The organism is Phenylobacterium koreense, assembly GCF_040545335.1.
In the GTDB taxonomy this organism is placed as follows: domain Bacteria; phylum Pseudomonadota; class Alphaproteobacteria; order Caulobacterales; family Caulobacteraceae; genus Phenylobacterium; species Phenylobacterium koreense.
Genome location: NZ_JBEPLU010000001.1, coordinates 598,027 through 616,057 on the forward strand (window position 1 = coordinate 598,027; position 18,031 = coordinate 616,057).

Sequence of the window (18,031 nt, forward strand, 5' to 3'; positions counted from 1 at the left end):
GAGGGGATGAACGGCGGCGTGTGGCCGGGATTGACCCTGACCGGAGTCCGCTTATGGCGACCCAATCCTCGAACGCTGCGCGCATTCGCCAGCGCCCCCAGACCTCGACAGCTCTGCAGTCTGATCGTCCTTCCACCTTCGCACAGATACCAATCGACCAGCTGAAGCCTGCCGAGCGTCGGGTGCGCAAACACCCGCGCGGCAAGCTCGACAAGCTCGTCTCGACCATTCGCCGATTCGGCGTGGTCGCCCCGATCCTGGTCGACAAGGACAACCGCATCATCGACGGCCACCTCCTCTGGGAGGCGCTGAAGACGCTCGGCCACACCACCGTCTACGTCCAGCGCGCTGACCACTTGAGCGAAGCGGAGGTCGAGACGTTCCGCATCGCCCATCACGCCCTGCTGGAGATGGGGCAATGGGACGTCGAGCAGCTCAAGCTCAGCGTCGAGGGCTTGATTCAGATCGACCCGGATCTTGTCGCCCACACCCTGCTTCCCATGGGCAAGATCGACGGCTTGCTCCTCTCCGGGTTCGACCAACCGGCCGACGAACACAGCCTCACGGCGGAGAAGAATTCCCTCCTCCAACACGGCGACACCTTCATCTTCGACCCCGCCGCCGATGGCGCGCCGACTCATCGGCTGGTCTGCGGCGACGCGAAGGATCCAACCGTCATCGCCCAGGCCGTGGGCGGCAAGCCGGTCCGGATGCTGTTCTCCGACGTCCCCTACGGCCTGGTGCCGATCGAGGGCGTCGTCAGCGCCAAACACAAGGACTTCGTCGAAGGCGCCTCCATGAGCGAGCCGGAGGCAATCAGCTTTTTCACCGAGTTGCTGGGAGCGTCAGTGCCGCATGTCGTCCAGAACGGGGCGGTCTTCCTCTTCATCGACCACCGCGGCATGTACGGTCTCACGCAGGCGACGCGATCTCTGGGGCTGAGCCACATCTGCACGGTGGCTTGGGACAAGACCGCTGGCGGCATGGGCGGCATCTACCGCCACCAGGTGGAGTTCGTGCTGGTGCTGGCCAAGGGCGAGCGCATCGCCGTCAACAACGTCCAGCTCGGCAAGCACGGCCGCAATCGGACGACGCTGTGGTCCAGCAGCGGCATGGCTCAGTTCGGCGTGGACCGGAAGGCCGCGCTCGACGCACACCCCACAGTCAAGCCGGTCCAGCTCCTCTCCGAGGCGATCCTGGATGTGACGAACGTTGGCGACGTGATCCTCGATCCCTGCATGGGCACTGGCTCCACGGTCATAGCCGCCAACCGGGTGAACCGGGTGGGCGTCGGCGTTGAGATCGCCCCGATCTACTTCGAGGTGGCGGTTCGCCGGCTGCAGGAGGTCGTGGATCGCCCCATGATCCATGAGGAGACCGGCCTCACCCTCGAGGCTCTCCTCGACCAGCGTGCGGCCTCGCCCGCGGCCGCCGCGTGAGGCCGCCGTCATGGGAAAACACCGCAATCAGCCCGCCGGCCGTCAACCCGGTGACGGCAAGCCCGGCTACAAGAACATCGGCAAGCAGCACCAGTGGAAGAAGGGGGGGCCATCCCCTAACCCCGCGGGACGGCGGGCGAAGAAGCCACCGTCGCTGAAGGACGAGCTCCATCAGACCCTCGTCCAGATCCTGAAAAGTCCTATCCCTGCGGGCGACCAGGAACTCACGGTCATGGAAGCGGTCCTCCGCCGCATGATGGGCGCCGCCGTCAACGACCCAAAGATCGCGATCAGGACCTTTCCGATGATCGTTGACATGCTCTCGGCCCTGGAGCCGAAGACCGACGCCGCCGGCGAGGGCATGACGGACGAGGACGCCGCCCTCCTCGCTGACGCACTGCGACGGCTTGGCCGCGGAGGCGCCAGTGTCTGATCGGACAAGGCTTCTTGAAGCGGTTCTACGCCAAGACTTGTTGGCCTTCGTGCAGCGTGTGTTCCGGGACATCGATCCCGGAACACGCTTCATCATGGGCTGGCACTATGAGGCGATCGCCTGGCAGCTCGCCCGTGTCATGCGCGGCGAATGTCGCCGCCTGATCATTAATGTCCCGCCCAGGTCGGGAAAATCGGTCCTGGCGACCATCGCCTGGCCGATGTTCCTCTGGGGGCATGATCCGACCCTGAAGATGATCTGCGTTTCGCACACCGAGGACCTGGCCCGCGATTTCAGCATCAAGCGTCGGGCGATCGCCGAGAGCGACTGGTATCAATCGCTCTTCCCCGACACCCAGATGGCCCGGCTCCGGGATCTGGAGCTTCGCACCTCGCGCTTCGGCTCCTGCTTCGCCTCGGGCGTCGGCGGCGCGATCCTGGGCCGGGGCGCCGACGTCATCATCGTCGATGACCCTCTGAAGGGCCTGGACGCTCTCTCGGAAGCGTCGCGGCGGCGGGTCAATGACTTCTTCGACAACACCTTGATCACCCGCCTCAACGACAAGGCCCGCGGAGCGGTGGTGATCATCATGCAGCGGCTGCACGAGGACGACCTCGTGGGCCACGTGCTTGAGCGGGGGGACTGGGAGGTGGTCTCCTTCCCCGCCATCGCCACCGAGGACACGGTCCACCCCTTGAGCGACCGTCGCGGCGACGTACACCGTCGGCGCGTCGGCGATCTGCTCATGCCCGAGCGCGAACCGATCGAGGTGCTGAACGAACTTCGCCGCGCCCAGGGCAGCCTGCTCTTCCAGGCCCAGTATCAGCAGCAGCCGGCGCCGGCTGGCGGCAACGTCATTCGGCGCGAGTGGCTGAGGTACTGCGACGCCCCGCCCGAGACCTTCGACCGGATCATCGTCTCCTGGGATACGGCCTCGACCTTGAACGAGACCTCGGACTGGTCAGTCGGTCAGGTGTGGGGCGCCAAGGGGCTCGACTACTATCTTCTCGATGTCGTGCGCGACCGGCTGGAGGCGCCGGATCTGCGTCGCACCATCGTCGACGTCGCCATGCGCTGGGAGGCCGACACGACCATCATCGAAGACACGGAGCTTGGGCGGGCGCTGGGGCAGGATTTGCGGCGGGCAGGCCTTCTGCGCCCGATCCTGATCCGGCCCTATCACGAGAAGCGCGTGCGGCTGGAGGCGCAGTCGGCACGTTTCGAAGCGGGCCAGGTGCATCTGCCGCAGGAAGCGCCCTGGCTTGGGGAGTATGTGAGGGAACTGCTCGCCTTCCCAGCGGGCAAGCACGACGACCAGGTCGATGCGACCAGCCAGGCGCTCGACTACCTTACGGGCCGCAACGCCCGTAGCGGGCCGCTGGTACGCCGAACGCCTGAGCGAAGACAGGTGGTCGAGCGCCGCGAGGTGGTGCGGCGGTGATCATCGCTGCACCGGCTCTGGGAACTTGCCGGTCGCCTGTTCGACGGCGGCCATCAGGCCGGGCACGCAGGTGACCATGTGGCCCTCGGCCGTCTGCATCTCGTTCTGAACCGCCTGCATGGTCGATGGCCGCGCGTCGCCGTCCAGGACTTTGGTGAGGCGCTGGAAGACGTTCTGCTTGCCTCGGTAGGCCCGGTAGCAGGCGCTGAGCGCGGTCTGAAACTCCTCCTTCAGGGCGTCCGGCGCGCCGTTCGGCGGCTCGAGCGCGAAGATGGCGCTCGTGGCGGCATCGCAGGCATAGACGGCGTCCTTCGACAGGGGATAGGTCGAATAGGGCGTCCCGTCCGGCGATTGCAGTTCGGCCTTCACCCGGTCGCTGGCCTGATCGCAGGCCTGAGCCGCCGTCTCGAACTGCGTCCAGATCACGGTCGCTTCCTCAGCCAGTGTGGCGGAGGCCGCCGCGGTGTCTGAGCTCTCGACGACGCTCTTATGCTCGTCTCCGCCATTCCGCGCGTTGGTGATAATGACGCCCGCGATCAGGCAGGCGACCCCGATGGTGATCACCCACACTTTCGGGCTGGCCGGCGCCAGTATCCCCTTCGCCTGTTCGTCTTGGCTCTGGCCGTCCGCACCCATTGCTCTCTCCGCATCCTATGAGTCTTGATTGAGGTTGAGCAGCCATACGTAGCGGCGAGCAGTCAACTCAATTGAGACTCATAGGCTGTAGATCAAAAGGCTGCGTCCCGGCCCCTTCGGGGCATGGACGTGCGTCGGCGAGTAGGCCTCAACGTGAAGCGACTGCGGGAGGCTCAGGGCATCTCGCAGGAGGACCTCGCCGACCGCGCAGGCGTGCATCGCACCTACGTCTCTGGCGTCGAGCGGGGTGTTCGCAATCCGACCATCACCGTACTGGAGAAGATCGCCGGGGCCCTGGGCGAACCGCTGGCGAAGCTCGTCGGCTAGGCGTCTGGGTCTCGGATTATTGCGCCGGCTTCGGCCAGCGCTTGGGCCTCGCGGCACAAGCCGGCGATCCGCGCAAACTCATCCTCAGCATTGGCTGACGCGACGAGGTCGAGTGCGACCTCCAGCTTGTCGGCGAGCGCCGGGAGGATTGCTTCGATTGCGGACTGCGTGGGCGGCATAGAACCACGAGGGCTTGGTTCGACGGATAAGTCCACGCGGACGCCGCGCAAAGTCGCCTTTCGTGCGCGCAGTCCAAGCACTATGCAGTCGGATCGGAGGCTTTCAGTAGTATTCGCGGATGTAGCCATACGCCCTCGCGAACAGATCCGCGTCCTGATGCAACTTGTAGCGGAAGAGTGTCTGACGAAGTGCCTTTTTGACCTCTCGCTCACCCGCATTTGTCGCTTGCCAACCATCGAAACGAACCGCGCGCACGATTTCGTCGATATCGTCGACAATGCGCTTCACCATGACTGGGGTGTCGCCGTTCTCAGCTTCTTCGAACAACGCGGTAAGCGCCGCCCTCCCCCGGTCGATCTCCTCTTCCTCGGGAATCTCGCGCTCGGCCTGAACGACGTCCCTCGCCAGCGCCAGCAGTTCCTTCAAGAACTCGACGGAGAGCAAGAGACCCTGTTGGTGGCGATTCTTCAGATCCTCCAGCCGCTCACCGAGGGCCTTAAACTTCGGATTCCCCGCATGTTTTCGCAGGCGGCCAGTCAATTTTACGGAGATCTCCTTGGCCTTCTTCTCGGGATCAGGATTGCCGAGAACGGCCTCGAGAAGGTCGGCGTCGAGAACGAGGGTATCGAGATCATCGCGCACGGTATCGACATGAACATTGGCATGGATCAGCTCAATAGTCTTTGCGCCTAAGCGGTGCCAAAGGAGCCGGCCTGTTCCGGTCGAAGGCTTCAGGGACTCGTACACCTGAGCCAGCCACCGATAGTCAGTCTCATACGGCGTCAGAATGGGATCAGGCGATAACGCCTCCCAAATACGGGCTAACACATTGAAGTCCGCCGCAAAGGCGTCGCGCAGATCGTTGTTTGGGATGCACTCCTGAGCGGCGATCAGGCCCTCATACCCGCCCAGACTGCGATCTACGCCGGCGAAATAGGCGAGACATTTTTGGAGCGCCCCTGGAAGCGCATTGATCAGTTCAGCAATGTTCGAGACGGCCTTGCGCACGCCCTCCTCATCAAACTGCAGCGCCTGCGCGACATCGTCGAAGATGCCGAGATAGTCGACGATCAGGCCGTGAGTTTTCTGCTCGCCATAAGGCCGGTTCGTCCGGCAGATCGCCTGCAAGAGGGTGTGATCGCGCAGCGGCTTGTCGAGATACATCGTCTGCAAGATGGGCGCATCGAACCCCGTGAGGAGCTTCGACGTGACGATGATGATCTTGAGCGGATCCTTCGGGTCGCGGAAGCGGTCGAGTAGTTTTTCCTCGGCGTCCCGATCGCGCTTGTAGGGTGCGTACACCGGCTCGCCGCTATTTACCGAGATCACTATGTCGGAGACCTCGGGCGGCAGATGCCGGTCGAGTTCCTGCTTGTAAAGCAGGCAGCTTTCGCGGTCGAAGGTCACGACCTGCGCGCCAAAGCCGTTTGGCGCCACTTTCTCTTGGAAGTGCTTAGCGATATCGCCGCAGATCGAGCGGATACGCTCGGGCGCCTTCACCAGGATCGCCATCTTGGCCGCGGCCTTGCCTAGGCGGTCTTTGTCCTCGTCCGTTAGGCCGTGAGTCAGCTCAGCATAGGCTTCCTCAATGGCCTTCTGGTTGATGTGCAAGTCCACCAGCCGAGGCTCGAAATGCAGCTCCTTCGTCGCGCCGTCGCGGATCGAGTCATTCAGGCCGTAGCGGCTCATATAGCCACCCTCGTCAGACTCAGCGCCGAAAGCGTAGAACGTGTTCTTGTCGGCGCGGTTGATCGGCGTGCCCGTCAAACCGAACAGAAACGCATTCGGTAAGGCCTCGCGCATCTTGCGCCCCAGATCGCCTTCCTGAGTGCGATGGGCTTCATCGACGAGGACGACGATGTTGTCTCGGTCGTTCAGCACGCCGTCGGCCTCGGCGAACTTATGGATCGTGGTGATCACCACTTTTCGGACGTCTTTAGCCAGCAGGTCGGCCAGTTCTTTGCGGTTCTCGGTGCGGACCATGTTGGCCATATCGGCGGCATAGAAGGTGCCCGAGATTTGGCTGTCGAGGTCGATCCGATCGACCACCACAAGCACCGTTGGGTTCTTCAACGCCGGGTGAAGCCGAAGCTTGCGCGCGGCGAACAACATCAGAAGCGATTTGCCCGATCCCTGGAAGTGCCAGATCAGGCCCTTACGCGGTTGGCCCGCCACCACGCGCGCGATGATCTTGTTAACGCCATCCACCTGCTGGTAGCGGGCGATAATCTTGATGCGGTGCTTTCCTTTTTGGGTGGCGAACGCGGTGAAGCTCTCGAGCATGTCCAGCACCATCGCCGGACGCAGCATCGAGCAGGCGGCCTTCTCCACCTCGCCTAACGATTGTGCGCCGTCGCCATCTCGCCAGGGCCCCCACATATCAACCGGCATCCGGACCGAGCCGTAACGGAACTCCTTGCCTTCAGTAGCGACCGAAAAGACGTTCGGCACGAAGAGCTCAGGCACATTCTGCTCATAATCGTCGTGCACCTGAATTGCGGCGTCCAGCCAGCTCTGGCTAGAGCGCACGGGTGTCTTGGCTTCGATCAACACCAGTGGCACGCCATTGACGAGTAGCACCAGATCGGCGCGCTTCTCGGTCTTGCCAGCGCGAATGATGAACTGCTGAGTGACGACGAAGCTGTTCTTCTCGATATTTTCGAAGTCGATCAGGCGGATGGTGACGTGTTCGCCGTTCTTGCCAAAGGGCATTGAGCGTTCGCCGAGCAGCCAGGCGGCGAATTCCTCGTTTGCCTTTACCAAGCCATCCGACCGCGCGCCCATGACGATGGCGCGAAGGCGGTAGAGTACGTCATCGGCCCGGCCGGAGTTGGCGCCGATGTCGGGGTTCAGGCGGATCAGGGCGTCGCGCAAGTGGGGCTCGACCAGCACTTCTTGCGGCTGGCGCGGAAGGATGGCAGGGGCGACGTAATGCCAGCCGACGCCCGCGATCTTGCCATCCGAGCGGGCGAGGCCGGTGGAGAGCTGCGCCGGGCGAGCGGAGGCCGCGCCCGCGAGCAGGTCGCGCAGATGGGCCTCCACGGTGTTGGCCTCGTTGAACGTCATGCGGTTACCGCTCCGCTCAACACATCGCTCATTATCTTGATCTGCAGCTTTCGCGTCGCTTCCAGACGACGCTCTGCGAAGGCGAGTGCATCGGTGAACTGCGCGACGTCTTCAAGAATTTCGCCTTGCCGCGTGATGTCAACCAGCGGTATGCCAATATTCCTCAGGTTTGCACCGTTAATTTTGAGCATGCTCGAGTTTGTTCCCGCAGCAATACTCTGTATTTGTCGACGACAGCTCACCGATCTCAAACACATTTCCAGGTACGATGTACTGATTATATTTGGATCCACGGCGATGCGCATCATCGTGTCCGGGTAAGACACGTCGGCCCGATCCTCGGGGAACACCATCGGCAGGCCGACCAGCTCGCGAGTATTGGCTCTGGAGACAACCAAATCACCCTTCTTGATGCGTGAGCTCAGAGTATCCGGGTCGACTTCGACGGGCTTTAATTGACCGTGGCGATAGCCACATTTCGAGATGGCACTGAGAGCCAGCACCCAGTGCCCAGTTTCGCTACTCGCAGCTACGGGCGAGTAACCATTCCGCGGGGAGGCCGTCATGATGCTGCCCAATGCGACGAGATTGGCATCAGCCTTCCGCAGATGCTCTTCGAATGCTGCGATCTGTGCGACGCGCGTTGCCGAAATTAGGGAATGAACACCTTCGACGCTGTCTTGCACCGCAAGCAACGCTTCCACCAACCGCGCCTGCTCCTGGATCGGCGGCAGCAGGAATTCCTCTGCGGCAAGCGCCTTCCAGTTGATCGTGGGCGACAGCGACCCGACCGAGATGCTCGAGGCCCGTTCCATGAACAGGTCGCTCTGCATGTAGAAGGGCAGAAATTCGGGCTGCACCGCGCCGGGCTTGGCGCGCAGCACCATGGCATGTGCCGAACAAATGCCCTCGAATTCCGCCACCGCCACCTTGCGCTGATAGACCCGGCGCTTGCCAAAGATTATGTCGCCCGGTTGGAACCGCAGCTTGGTCGATTCCACATCCGTGGGTTCGCCCCAGCGCCGGATGCGCAGGCTTTCGGGATCGAGGTGTTCCAGCCCGACATAGCGGTCCACCCCGGCCTCGGCAGGGTTGTCAATCCGGTCATTGATTTGCGTGGCGATCTGGTCAAACCGCACGCGCGTCCATCCCGCCTTGGAAGTCGGTTGCTCAAGCATCGGCGTCCTCTACAGGCGTCAGGCCATCGAGCATGTCCACCAGCGCGTCCATGCCCGACCAGAAGTCGCGCCCGTCCTCATCAAACGCAGCCCAGGTCGCCGCAAGCGTCGTGCCCCCGGCCACGGCAGCCGCCTTAGGCCGCTTCACATAGCGGGCAATCGACAGGTTGCCGTCCGCCGCCAGCACATCGGCCACATCCGCCACCGCGGCAAAGCCGGGATCATCGGCAAAGGCGTGATAGGCCGACAGGACACGCGCCTGATGTTCGGGGCGGAGGAAGCTCTGTGCCCTTTCCCGGGCAATCTCGGCCACCGCGTCGATGAACAGGATTCGCCCCTGACGCTCTGCCGGCTTCCGCGACCGGCAGATCACCACGCAGGCCTCCATCGGCGAATTGTAAAAAAGCCCCGGGCCGAGCCCCAGTACGCATTCGACCCTGTCGGACGCGACCAGCCTGCGCCGCATCTCAGCCTCTTCGTTGCGGAACAGTACGCCATGGGGGAACAGGATCGCGCAGCGCCCAGTCTGCGGGTCCATCGACGACAGGATGTGCTGGAAAAAGGCGTAATCCGCCCGCCCCTGCGGGGGCGTACCCAGGAAGTTACGGCCCCACGCATCCTGCTCCCATGCGCCGCGGTTCCATTTCTTGATGGAATAGGGCGGATTGGCCAGCACCACATCGAAAGTCCGCAAGCGATCCCCCTGCACGAAGGCCGGGGCGGCTAGTGTGTTACCGCTAGCAATGTGGAAATCATCGACGCCGTGGATGACCAGGTTCATCCGCGCAATGGCCGCGGTGATGGTGATCAACTCCTGCCCATAGAGGCCAGTGGTGCGAATGTCGCCGCCGCGCCGCTTCACCTCTGCCAGGCAGGAGATCAGCATCCCTCCCGTGCCGCAGGTCGGGTCATAGATGCTCTCGCCAGGCTGGGGCTCCAGCATCTGCGCCATCAGATGGACGAGGGTGCGGTTGGTGTAGAATTCCTGCGCGGTGTGACCGCTGTCATCGGCGAACTTTTTGATCAGATATTCGTAGCCGTTGCCGAGTTCGTCCTCCGGCACGGCGGCGAGCCGTCAGGTCGTGCTTGGAGAAATGCTCGATCAGGTTCTTCAGAGTGCTGTCGGGCATCTGGGCCTTGTCGGTCCAGTTCGCATTGCCGAATACACCTTGGAGACGTGCGGGGTTCGCCGCCTCGATTGCGAGGAAAGCCGACAGAAGAGCCCGCCCCACATCGCGAGGCGCGGCGCGCACGTCGTCCCAATGCGCCGCTTCAGGGATCACGAACCGGTCGTTGGCGGTGTCGACGGCGTAGCCCTTGTCGCCGGTTTCATCGAGCGCCTGCTGGTAATCCTCGTCCCAGACGTCGGAGAGGCGCTTAAAGAACATCAGGGGGAATATGTACTGCTTGTAGTCGCTGGCATCGATGAGCCCGCGCAGCAGGGTGGCGGCGCCCCAGAGATAGCTTTCAAGTTCGCGCTGGGTCAGCTGGCTCACTTCAGCCACCCCCCTTCGACCAGTACCTTACGCAGATGATCCTCTGCGGTACGGGCGTCGGCCAACGCCGCCTTGAATGCTTCCACAGCGTCGAGCAGCGGCGGTATGTCCTGACCGATCGGAGGCAGGACATACCGCGAGATGTTCAGCGTCCAGCCTTCCTTCTTGATCTCGTCGAGCGTGGCGACCTTGGCGCGGTCCTCAACATCTTCGAAGGCTCGATACCAGGCGACGATCTGATCGCTGTGCTCTTCGTCGAGGAAATTCTGGGCCCGGCCTTTGCGGAAGAGCGGCGAGGCGTCGATGATCAACACCTTGTTTTTGCGCTCCGCCGGCTTCCTGCAACGCAACACCATCACACAGCCCGCGAGCTGCGTGCCGTAGAAGAGGTTGGGCGCCAGCCCAATGACCGCCTCGACCATGTCCGCCTCAAGCAGCGCCTGCCGGATCGCGCCTTCGGCTGATTTGCGGAACAACGCGCCCTGCGGCAGGACAACCGCCATTCGGCTGTTCCCGGTAGGCGCCATCGACGCGATCATGTGCTGAACGAAGGCGTAGTCGCCATAGCTCTCGGGCGGGATGCCGTACTTCGCCCGCCCCCAGGGATCGGCCTCCCACAAATCCCGGCCCCACTCCTTCAGCGAAAACGGCGGGTTTGCGATTACGCAGTCGAAGGTGGCGAGGCCTCCCGTACTTGGGTCGCTGAAGGCGGGGTTGCGCAGGGTGTCTTCCCTGGCGATCTGAAAGTCCTCGATGCCATGCAGAACGAGATTCATCCGCGCGATTGCAGCGGTGGTCAGGTTCCTCTCCTGACCATAGATCCTGCCGTAGAAGGTTCGCGGATCCCCACCCTTTTGCTCGACATGCTCAATGGCTCCGAGGAGCATGCCCCCCGTCCCGCAGGCAGGGTCGTATATGCTCTCTCCCTCTTGCGGATCGAGGATGTCGATCATCATTCGGACGACGCTGCGCGGCGTATAAAATTCGCCGGCCTTGTTTCGACGGGTGATATCGGCGAACTCACCCACCAGGTATTCATAAGCGTCCCCCAGCACGTCAGTGCTGACCGCGCGATTGCCGAGCGGGATCTCCGAGAACCCTTCGATCAGGTCCTTGAGCAGCTCGTCTGAGAATTTTTCCCTGTTGCTCCAATCGGCCGCGCCAAACACGCGAAACAGGGTGTCGGGATTGGCGCGTTCGATTTCCTGCATCGCCCGCTGCAATGCCGCTCCCACGTTCGCCGCAACCTCCCTGACATCATTCCAATGGCACCCCTCAGGGAGGTCGAATCTGTGCACCTCAGGAAAAAGGGATGGATCGACATCGCCGTAAGTCTCACGCGCGTCGACTTGCTCCTCGTCCCAAACATCTGAAATACGCTTGAAGAAAAGCAGCGGAAGAATGTATCCCTTCCAATCCGTGCGATCGACCGCTGAGCCGCGCAAGATGTTAGCGGCCTCCCACAAAGCAGACTTCAATCGCGCTCCGTTGTTTACTGACCTATTCATTTACCCCTCAAAGCGCGGCCAGTTCGTTCTCGCCTGCGCCGGTCTCGATTCTGCCTGTCTTGGATTATCAGTCTATCAGCCTGCGAAGGTAGGGTCGTCGCTTCTTCGGCAACGTCTCACGCTGAAAGCGCCCGCACCAGCTCGACCATGGCCAGGGTATCGAGCCCACAATAGCTGCTTAGCTGCGCCTGCAGCTGGTCGCGGCGTTGCGGCGCCGTTTCCGGCGCGGTGGCTTCAAGATATGCGATCTGCGCGCCCTGCCCATCCCGCACACCCTCCAAGTCCGAGTAGGAGAGATGCGGCGCAACAACGGGGAGCACCGCCTTGATGGAGTACGATCCCCTCATGTCGCGGTGATAGTAGTGCGCTCGAACGAGCGGAAGCGCGTCGACGAGACGCTCAGCTCGGGCCATCAGCGCGTCGCTGAGGTCCGGAAACCTCGCAGCGAGACCGGTGATGCAACCGCGTTCAAAGGCGACATTGTAGGTGATGATCGCTCCCTCATCGCCGATACAGTCGATCAGAGCCTCGGCGCAGGCGCGGCTCGGATCATCGCCTGACAGGTCGAGGAAGCCGGCATGCGTGAGCGCGCCGCCTGCCTCTTCAACGTGACACGAGAATTGAAACGGGACGGCTTGGTACGGCCGGGTGCCTGCCCAAGGCGGGACCACATGGGCGATCGTCTCGAAATCAAGATAATATCGTGGAAATGACCATGCGCCGACCGCAGCGGCGAACGCGGCGCGGGCGTGGTAGGGAATGCCAGAGCGCGTCGCTTCGTGAATGCGAACTTGGGCGGGCGGCTCGATAGCGCCGGCCGGCACGTCACGGAGATCGAGGTACCCCGCCGCTGAGAGCTGAGCCGCGATCTTCTTGCCCGTGACGCCGGGCAAGAGCGTGACGGGATAGTCAGGCTGCGCCGGCGCATTTTGCAGGCAATAGGCAGCGAATGGACACTCATATGGGTCGGAGCAATGCGGGCCCGGCTCCCTGGCCGGCTCGCCCGCCAGCGCGAGTCCCCAGGCCTCGCGAACCAAATCCGCCCGTCCTGCGATTAGCGGGCCAAGTTCCCCGTGGACCTCAGCGTCCTTAAACAGGCCGGCGTACTCGCCGCCGCCGGGGTAGGTGAAACTGGTGTCCACGTGCCGGATCGCAGCGCCAGCGAGGGGCAAACCTGCGCCTTGCGCCGCCCACACCTGAGTGGCGAGGTCGGCGAGCTGGTAGGCTTTCACCGACCCGCTGCTCTTGACCTCGATCATACGCCAGCCGCCTTCTTCCGGCAGCAGCACATCGGCACGCACAAGGACGCGTTCGTGTCGAAACGCCGCCTCAAAGATCGGGCGTTCGGGATGGGCTTGAACTAGCTCGGCCGTTTGTTCGACGGCGGCGGCGGCATCGATCGCAGTGACGGCGATACCGTCAGGGAGAAGTGCACGCGCCAGTCCTCCGACCTGATTGCCGCCGCTGAACAGGGACCCGCTGGCGACTGCGGCCAATTCGGGCCGATGCAGGGAGAGCCAGAACCGCTTCTCGCATTGCTCGTACTCGGAGATCCGAGATTTGGTGAGGTGTTCCATGGCCCAGCTCCCACCCCACGGTTGCGAACGGGATGATCGCCGTCAAGGTGCGGGCCGCGCCATCGTCAGCGCCAGCCGTTCCCGCCTTCCGTCACGCCGCGGCGACGCAGCAAGTCCCCCAGATCCGCACCGTCTAGCCGACACTGGGCAATGACCCGATCATATGAGCGCTTGCCGGCCCGACAGTTGACCGCCTTACCGCGGGCGACTGTCTCCAGCATCGCTTTGGCGGCGGCCCCGCCGGGCGCGCTGAGTTCCGGTGCATAGAAGTTCGCTAGACGCACCTCGATCCAGGTGGCCGGATCGGCGGACCGACCGACGCAAAGACTGTCTCCATCACCGACATAGCGGACGGGGCCGGAAAAGACCGTGCCGGCTGAGGGCAAGGGGGCGGTGCAGGGATCAGCCTGCGCTAATCCCGGCATGGCGATCACGGCGATAGCAAACAAAGTTCGGCGCAATTTAACCCACTCCCAATCCTTGCCAGGCGGATCGTTCGGCTCCGTTCGCCGCCAACGCATGAGCCGCGTCGAGGGCGAGGAGCTCAATTGGTCGCCGCCAATCACCTGACAATGATCACCTCTGATCCGTCCGCCTTAGCGCGTGGGCCACGGCCGAGACTAATGGCGGGGCGGGACGAAGCCCCTGCTGATGGAGCACCGTGAGACAAGCCTCGAATTCGCGGTAGGTCACGGCAACCTGCTCGCTGCGCTGCGCCAAAGCCTCAATCTGAGCCGCAAGGTCTTCGATTTTCTGCTGGCGCGCCGCCGTCTCGGCCGGCGTCGGCATACGCGGCCCATCCCAGGCGGAGATGGCCGCGTGCGCGCGAGTATAGGCAGCGACGGCCCGCAGAGCTTCCGCAGGCGTCTCGATCAAGGAGTAGCTCGTGCTGCGTCCACCAGCCGGGTCCTTGACCAGGATCCTGCGCCGCAACAGATCGTCGATGTCCCGAAGCGCCGTGTCTGGTGAAGTCTTGGTTATGATCGCCCACTTCGAGCTGGTCAGCTTCCCCTCAAAACCTTCAAGCAGCAGGTCGAGCATGCGCTTCTGACGCTCGTTGAACGCGCCCCCCGCCAAGGCCTCCCAGAAGCGCGCCTTACGAAGGACATTCGCCAAAGTGGTCTCGGCGCCGTCAAATGCACGATCGAGACACCCCAGGAACCATTGCAGCCAGGCGGTAATGTCGAGCCCGTCCTTCTGGGTGCGCTCCAGGATGGCGTAGTAGGCGTTCCGCTCGAGGCGAATTTGCGCGGACATGCTGTAGAAGCGTTGCGCACTGCCTTCGGAGCGGGCCAGCGCAAGATCGGCGATGGCGCGTGCGACCCGGCCGTTCCCATCGGCGAAGGGATGGATGGTGACGAACCAGAGGTGAGCGAGCGCCGCCTTCAGGATCGGATCTAAAGTGTCATCGCCATTAAACCAGGCGAGGAAGGCCGACATCTCGGCCTCCATCCGCTCGGCAGGCGGCGCTTCGAAATGAACGTGCTCACGCCCGATTGGGCCGGAGACGACCTGCATGGGGCCAGAGGCTGCGTCGCGCCATGCGCCGACCAGGATGCGGCTCATCCCGCTCCGGCCCGTCGGAAAGAGCGCGGCGTGCCACGCGAATAAGCGCTCGTCGGTGAGCAGCGCACCGTAATTTTGGGTGGCGTCCAACGTCATCTCGACGACGCCCTCGACATGTCGGTCGGCCGGCGTGAGCGCGCCGATATCCATCCCCAGGCGCCGCGCGATAGAGGAGCGGACTTGGCCCTTGTCGAGCTGCTCCCCCTCAATCTCGCTCGATTTGAGGACATCGGCGGTGAGGGTTTCCAGAACGGCTTCCGCTCGACGCTGAAATCCCAGCGTCTCCATCCGGCCAATGAGCTTGCCCTGCCGAAGGCGGACCGCAGCAAGCTGCGCCTCGAGCTGCTTATGGTCCCAAGTCAGATGGGGCCAGTCGCCCTGCTCGTGGATGTAGGTCGCCATTTTCTCCGCACCGTCTGCGGTGAAAATGGCGCCCATTCTCCGCACAGGCAAGCACTTTCGCCGCACATTATGCAGCGATTATCCGCCTTAATCCCCGCAGCCTGACCACGGCGCCCCTCGGGCAGGGCCCGACACGGCCGAGTTTGCACGCTTGAGAAGGCTCGTGAAAATCAGTCCTCGTCCTCGAAGCCCTCGATTTCCCAGCAGCTCCGCGCTTGACGAACTCCTGTTACCTTACGCACCCAGCGTCTTCTTACGGCACAGTCAGTCCTGGGCGGTTCCATGAGCGTCGGCGAACTGTGAGGCGAGGTCGAGCCGGCTCTTGATCTGTTGATGCACCGTTTCATGCTCTCCCGGCTTGCCCGAGTGTGAGAACTCAGTGTCCACCAATATGCCGCGGATGGCGCTCAGCAATTCCGGCTGTCGAATCGCCAAGGCGCGGAGCAGCGCGTCAACGATGCGCTCCTGCGCGAGAAAGCGCGCGTCGAGGGCGATGTCTTTGGTAGTCATCATGGGGTCTCCTCGGAGGTCAAGCCCGAGCTCAATAGGCCGCGGCGCGCACACTTCGATCGACAGACCACCTTCACGCGCCTGCGCCGGAAGCCGGAACTGCAATCGTAACGCATCAAACTCCGACCCGACATCACCCGTCGACGCCAACGAGATTGCCGAACCACTCTCCCGCCATACCGCCCGCCGGTCCGGCGGGCGCTGGACCAGGTCGCTGCCAGCATCCCTGCTCGAGGAGAGCGCAGGGCCAATCACGAGGCGATCGCCTAGACTTCCAGGCTCATCAAGCGCGCGATCTCTCGCTCGCCCATGATCACCCGGTCCGCGCCTCGCTCCTGCAGATGCTGGATTTCACGGTCGGATTGCGCGCGCCCGACAATTCGCAGGCTCGGATTCGCGTTTCGTCCGCGAGCAATGATTTCTCCGGCCTCGAGGCTATTCGGGACGGTGACGATCAGGTTCTTGGCGCGGCCGATGCCAGCCGCGGCAAGAACCGCCGCCCTTGTGGCGTTCCCCAGGACGGCGTCAAAGCCACTCGTTCTAAGTTCTTCGACGCGTTCGAGGCTGTCCTCGATCACAACACAGACCCGCCCAGTCTCCTTCATCCGCTCCACGACCAGCCTTCCGACCCGCCCGTAGCCGACAACGATCACATGATCGGAAGCCGTGGTCCTGTAGGGTTGATGCTCTCGTTCGGCCTCGACTTCCCGGGCCAAGGCCGCGGCGCGCCGGGCGCGGGCGCGGTCCCCAAACAGGAAGACCAGGGGATTGAGGATGATGGAGATCACCGCCCCGGCGAGCACGAGATCGCGGCCTGCAGGAGGCAACAGGCCCAGACTGAGCCCCAGGGTGACGAGGATGAACGAGAACTCGCCGATCTGGGCCAAGCTCGCCGAGATGAGGACGGCGGTGTCCGTAGGCTTGCGGAAGGCTTTCACAATCGCGAAGGCGGCGATGGACTTGCCGACGATGATGATCAGCGCCGTTGCAAGAACTGCGAGGGGTTGCTCGACGAGCACGGCGGGGTCGAACAGCATCCCGACCGATACGAAGAAGAGCACGGCGAAGGCGTCGCGCAGCGGCAGGGTGTCGGCGGCGGCCCGATGGCTGAGCTCGGATTCCTTGAGGATCATGCCGGCGAAGAAGGCCCCCAGGGCGAACGACACGCCAAACAGCGCCGAGGCGCCGTAGGCGATACTGATCCCCGCCGCCAGGATCGACAGGGTGAAGAGCTCGCTCGAACCAGTCCTCACTACACGCGCGAGGAGCCACGGAATGAGGCGCCGGCCGACGACGATCATCAGCACGCCGAACGCCACAAGCTTGGCCAGGGTAAGCCCCAGCGAGAGGATGAGCGGCCCCGGCCCCCCGGTGTCGCCTGACAGAGCCCCAGCCAAGATCGGCAGCAGGACGAGCGCGAAAACCATCGCGATGTCCTCGACGATCAACCAGCCGATGGCGATGTGGCCGCTTCGTGTGTCGAGCAGTTGCCGCTCTGTCAGAGCTCGAAGAAGAACCACCGTGCTAGCGACCGAAAGGGCCAGCCCGAAGACAAGCCCCGCGGCCGGCGACCAGCCGAGCCACCACGCCAAACCCATGCCGAGCAGGGTGGCGACGAGGATCTGCACCAAGGCGCCTGGAAGGGCGATCTTCCGAACAGCGATGAGGTCCCGGTAGGAAAAGTGCAATCCGACGCCGAACATCAGCAGGATGACGCCGATCTCGGCAAGCTCGGCGGCGACTTCCGCATCGCCGACAAAGCCAGGCGTATAGGGGCCGACCAGCACGCCGGCCGCCAGATATCCAACGATCGGGGAAAGCCGCAGGCGGCTGGCGAGCATCCCCAAGAGGAGGGCGGACGCGAAGCCGGCGGCGATCATGGCGATCAGCGGAGTATGGTGCATCGCGCCTCTCTATCGGCTTCCGTGCTTGGGCAAGCGCCGTGGGCTCGCAGGCCAAGGCGATGCAGTTTTCCGCCTCGATGAACGCGGGCTCGGATGGATCGCGCCGTCCACCCGGGCAAGCCTGCGACGGCTCCGGCTCTTCAACGATATCGGCGTCGCAAGATCCCGAAGCCTACAGCGTCCGGGGACTTCGATCCACGTTCGATATCCGTTCCGTAGCTGTGCCTCGGTTATTCAGACGGACCTGGTCGTTGCTCCGTCCTAGCTTTTCGGATGCGCGTCCCCATATGAAGTAGGCGCCATCGGGCGTGTGCCGCGACCGAAGCGGTCGATCGTCCCCGAGGCGGCGCACGTATCCGAGACCGCAA

At 63.3% G+C, this 18,031-nt stretch carries 15 protein-coding genes; 4 read left to right on the forward strand and 11 right to left on the reverse strand.

The window, feature by feature from the left end:
* Positions 1-53: 53 nt before the first annotated feature.
* From ABID41_RS02910 to terL, 3 genes are read left to right on the forward strand one after another with little or no spacing between them, the layout of a single operon-like run.
* Complete coding sequence (locus tag ABID41_RS02910; protein WP_354297152.1) at positions 54-1,439, forward strand: site-specific DNA-methyltransferase; 1,386 nt, start codon at positions 54-56, stop codon at positions 1,437-1,439.
* A gap of 10 nt (positions 1,440-1,449) precedes the next feature.
* Positions 1,450-1,872, forward strand: a complete 423-nt coding sequence (locus ABID41_RS02915; protein WP_354297153.1) for a DUF5681 domain-containing protein — start codon at positions 1,450-1,452, stop codon at positions 1,870-1,872.
* A 49-nt stretch (positions 1,873-1,921) separates the two neighbouring features.
* Positions 1,922-3,313, forward strand: coding sequence for a phage terminase large subunit (terL, locus tag ABID41_RS02920; protein ID WP_354297154.1), 1,392 nt, complete (start codon positions 1,922-1,924; stop codon positions 3,311-3,313).
* Here the strand turns inward: terL and ABID41_RS02925 are convergent, their stop codons facing one another.
* Positions 3,314-3,949: a hypothetical protein gene (locus ABID41_RS02925; protein WP_354297155.1), complete on the reverse strand. Its 636-nt coding sequence runs from the start codon at positions 3,947-3,949 to the stop codon at positions 3,314-3,316.
* 153 nt (positions 3,950-4,102) lie between these two features.
* Here ABID41_RS02925 and ABID41_RS02930 point away from each other — a divergent pair, with 153 nt between their 5' ends.
* Positions 4,103-4,276, forward strand: coding sequence for a helix-turn-helix domain-containing protein (locus tag ABID41_RS02930; RefSeq protein WP_354297156.1), 174 nt, complete (start codon positions 4,103-4,105; stop codon positions 4,274-4,276).
* Positions 4,277-4,558: 282 nt separating this feature from the next.
* On the opposite strand, the gene ABID41_RS02935 is transcribed toward ABID41_RS02930, so the two are convergent.
* The 10 genes from ABID41_RS02935 to ybaL form a co-directional block, all read right to left on the reverse strand.
* Positions 4,559-7,522, reverse strand: coding sequence for a type I restriction endonuclease subunit R (locus ABID41_RS02935; protein WP_354297157.1), 2,964 nt, complete (start codon positions 7,520-7,522; stop codon positions 4,559-4,561).
* The gene (locus ABID41_RS02940; RefSeq protein ID WP_354297158.1) at positions 7,519-8,700 is read right to left on the reverse strand and encodes a restriction endonuclease subunit S; all 1,182 of its coding nucleotides are present in this window, start codon (positions 8,698-8,700) and stop codon (positions 7,519-7,521) included. Before ABID41_RS02940 ends, ABID41_RS02935 begins: the two co-directional genes overlap by 4 nt.
* The gene (locus ABID41_RS02945) at positions 8,693-9,763 is read right to left on the reverse strand and encodes an HsdM family class I SAM-dependent methyltransferase (RefSeq protein ID WP_354297159.1); all 1,071 of its coding nucleotides are present in this window, start codon (positions 9,761-9,763) and stop codon (positions 8,693-8,695) included. Before ABID41_RS02945 ends, ABID41_RS02940 begins: the two co-directional genes overlap by 8 nt.
* The gene (locus ABID41_RS02950) at positions 9,705-10,196 is read right to left on the reverse strand and encodes a type I restriction-modification system subunit M N-terminal domain-containing protein (protein WP_354297160.1); all 492 of its coding nucleotides are present in this window, start codon (positions 10,194-10,196) and stop codon (positions 9,705-9,707) included. The genes ABID41_RS02945 and ABID41_RS02950 overlap by 59 nt, the downstream gene beginning before the upstream one ends.
* Positions 10,193-11,674: a type I restriction-modification system subunit M gene (locus ABID41_RS02955; protein ID WP_354297161.1), complete on the reverse strand. Its 1,482-nt coding sequence runs from the start codon at positions 11,672-11,674 to the stop codon at positions 10,193-10,195. The genes ABID41_RS02950 and ABID41_RS02955 overlap by 4 nt, the downstream gene beginning before the upstream one ends.
* Before the next feature lie 146 nt (positions 11,675-11,820).
* On the reverse strand, positions 11,821-13,281 hold the full coding sequence (locus ABID41_RS02960; protein ID WP_354297162.1) for a DUF2779 domain-containing protein: 1,461 nt from the start codon (positions 13,279-13,281) through the stop codon (positions 11,821-11,823).
* A gap of 65 nt (positions 13,282-13,346) precedes the next feature.
* Positions 13,347-13,730, reverse strand: a complete 384-nt coding sequence (locus ABID41_RS02965) for a thermonuclease family protein (protein WP_354297163.1) — start codon at positions 13,728-13,730, stop codon at positions 13,347-13,349.
* A 127-nt stretch (positions 13,731-13,857) separates the two neighbouring features.
* The gene (locus ABID41_RS02970) at positions 13,858-15,285 is read right to left on the reverse strand and encodes a Fic family protein (protein ID WP_354297164.1); all 1,428 of its coding nucleotides are present in this window, start codon (positions 15,283-15,285) and stop codon (positions 13,858-13,860) included.
* 228 nt (positions 15,286-15,513) lie between these two features.
* Positions 15,514-15,762: a hypothetical protein gene (locus ABID41_RS02975; RefSeq protein ID WP_269628559.1), complete on the reverse strand. Its 249-nt coding sequence runs from the start codon at positions 15,760-15,762 to the stop codon at positions 15,514-15,516.
* Positions 15,763-16,025: 263 nt separating this feature from the next.
* On the reverse strand, positions 16,026-17,663 hold the full coding sequence (gene ybaL, locus ABID41_RS02980; RefSeq protein WP_269628558.1) for a YbaL family putative K(+) efflux transporter: 1,638 nt from the start codon (positions 17,661-17,663) through the stop codon (positions 16,026-16,028).
* Between the last annotated feature and the right edge of the window lie 368 nt (positions 17,664-18,031).

What these genes read in the sequence shown, in the direction of transcription:
- ABID41_RS02910 (WP_354297152.1), top strand. Translation starts at nt 54, where the DNA reads ATGGCGACCCAATCCTCGAACGCTGCGCGCATTCGCCAGCGCCCCCAG.
- ABID41_RS02915 (WP_354297153.1), top strand. Translation starts at nt 1,450, where the DNA reads ATGGGAAAACACCGCAATCAGCCCGCCGGCCGTCAACCCGGTGACGGC.
- ABID41_RS02925 (WP_354297155.1), bottom strand. Translation starts at nt 3,949, where the DNA reads ATGGGTGCGGACGGCCAGAGCCAAGACGAACAGGCGAAGGGGATACTG.
- ABID41_RS02935 (WP_354297157.1), bottom strand. Translation starts at nt 7,522, where the DNA reads ATGACGTTCAACGAGGCCAACACCGTGGAGGCCCATCTGCGCGACCTG.
- ABID41_RS02940 (WP_354297158.1), bottom strand. Translation starts at nt 8,700, where the DNA reads ATGCTTGAGCAACCGACTTCCAAGGCGGGATGGACGCGCGTGCGGTTT.
- ABID41_RS02960 (WP_354297162.1), bottom strand. Translation starts at nt 13,281, where the DNA reads ATGGAACACCTCACCAAATCTCGGATCTCCGAGTACGAGCAATGCGAG.
- ABID41_RS02970 (WP_354297164.1), bottom strand. Translation starts at nt 15,285, where the DNA reads ATGGGCGCCATTTTCACCGCAGACGGTGCGGAGAAAATGGCGACCTAC.
- ABID41_RS02975 (WP_269628559.1), bottom strand. Translation starts at nt 15,762, where the DNA reads ATGATGACTACCAAAGACATCGCCCTCGACGCGCGCTTTCTCGCGCAG.
- ybaL (WP_269628558.1), bottom strand. Translation starts at nt 17,663, where the DNA reads ATGCACCATACTCCGCTGATCGCCATGATCGCCGCCGGCTTCGCGTCC.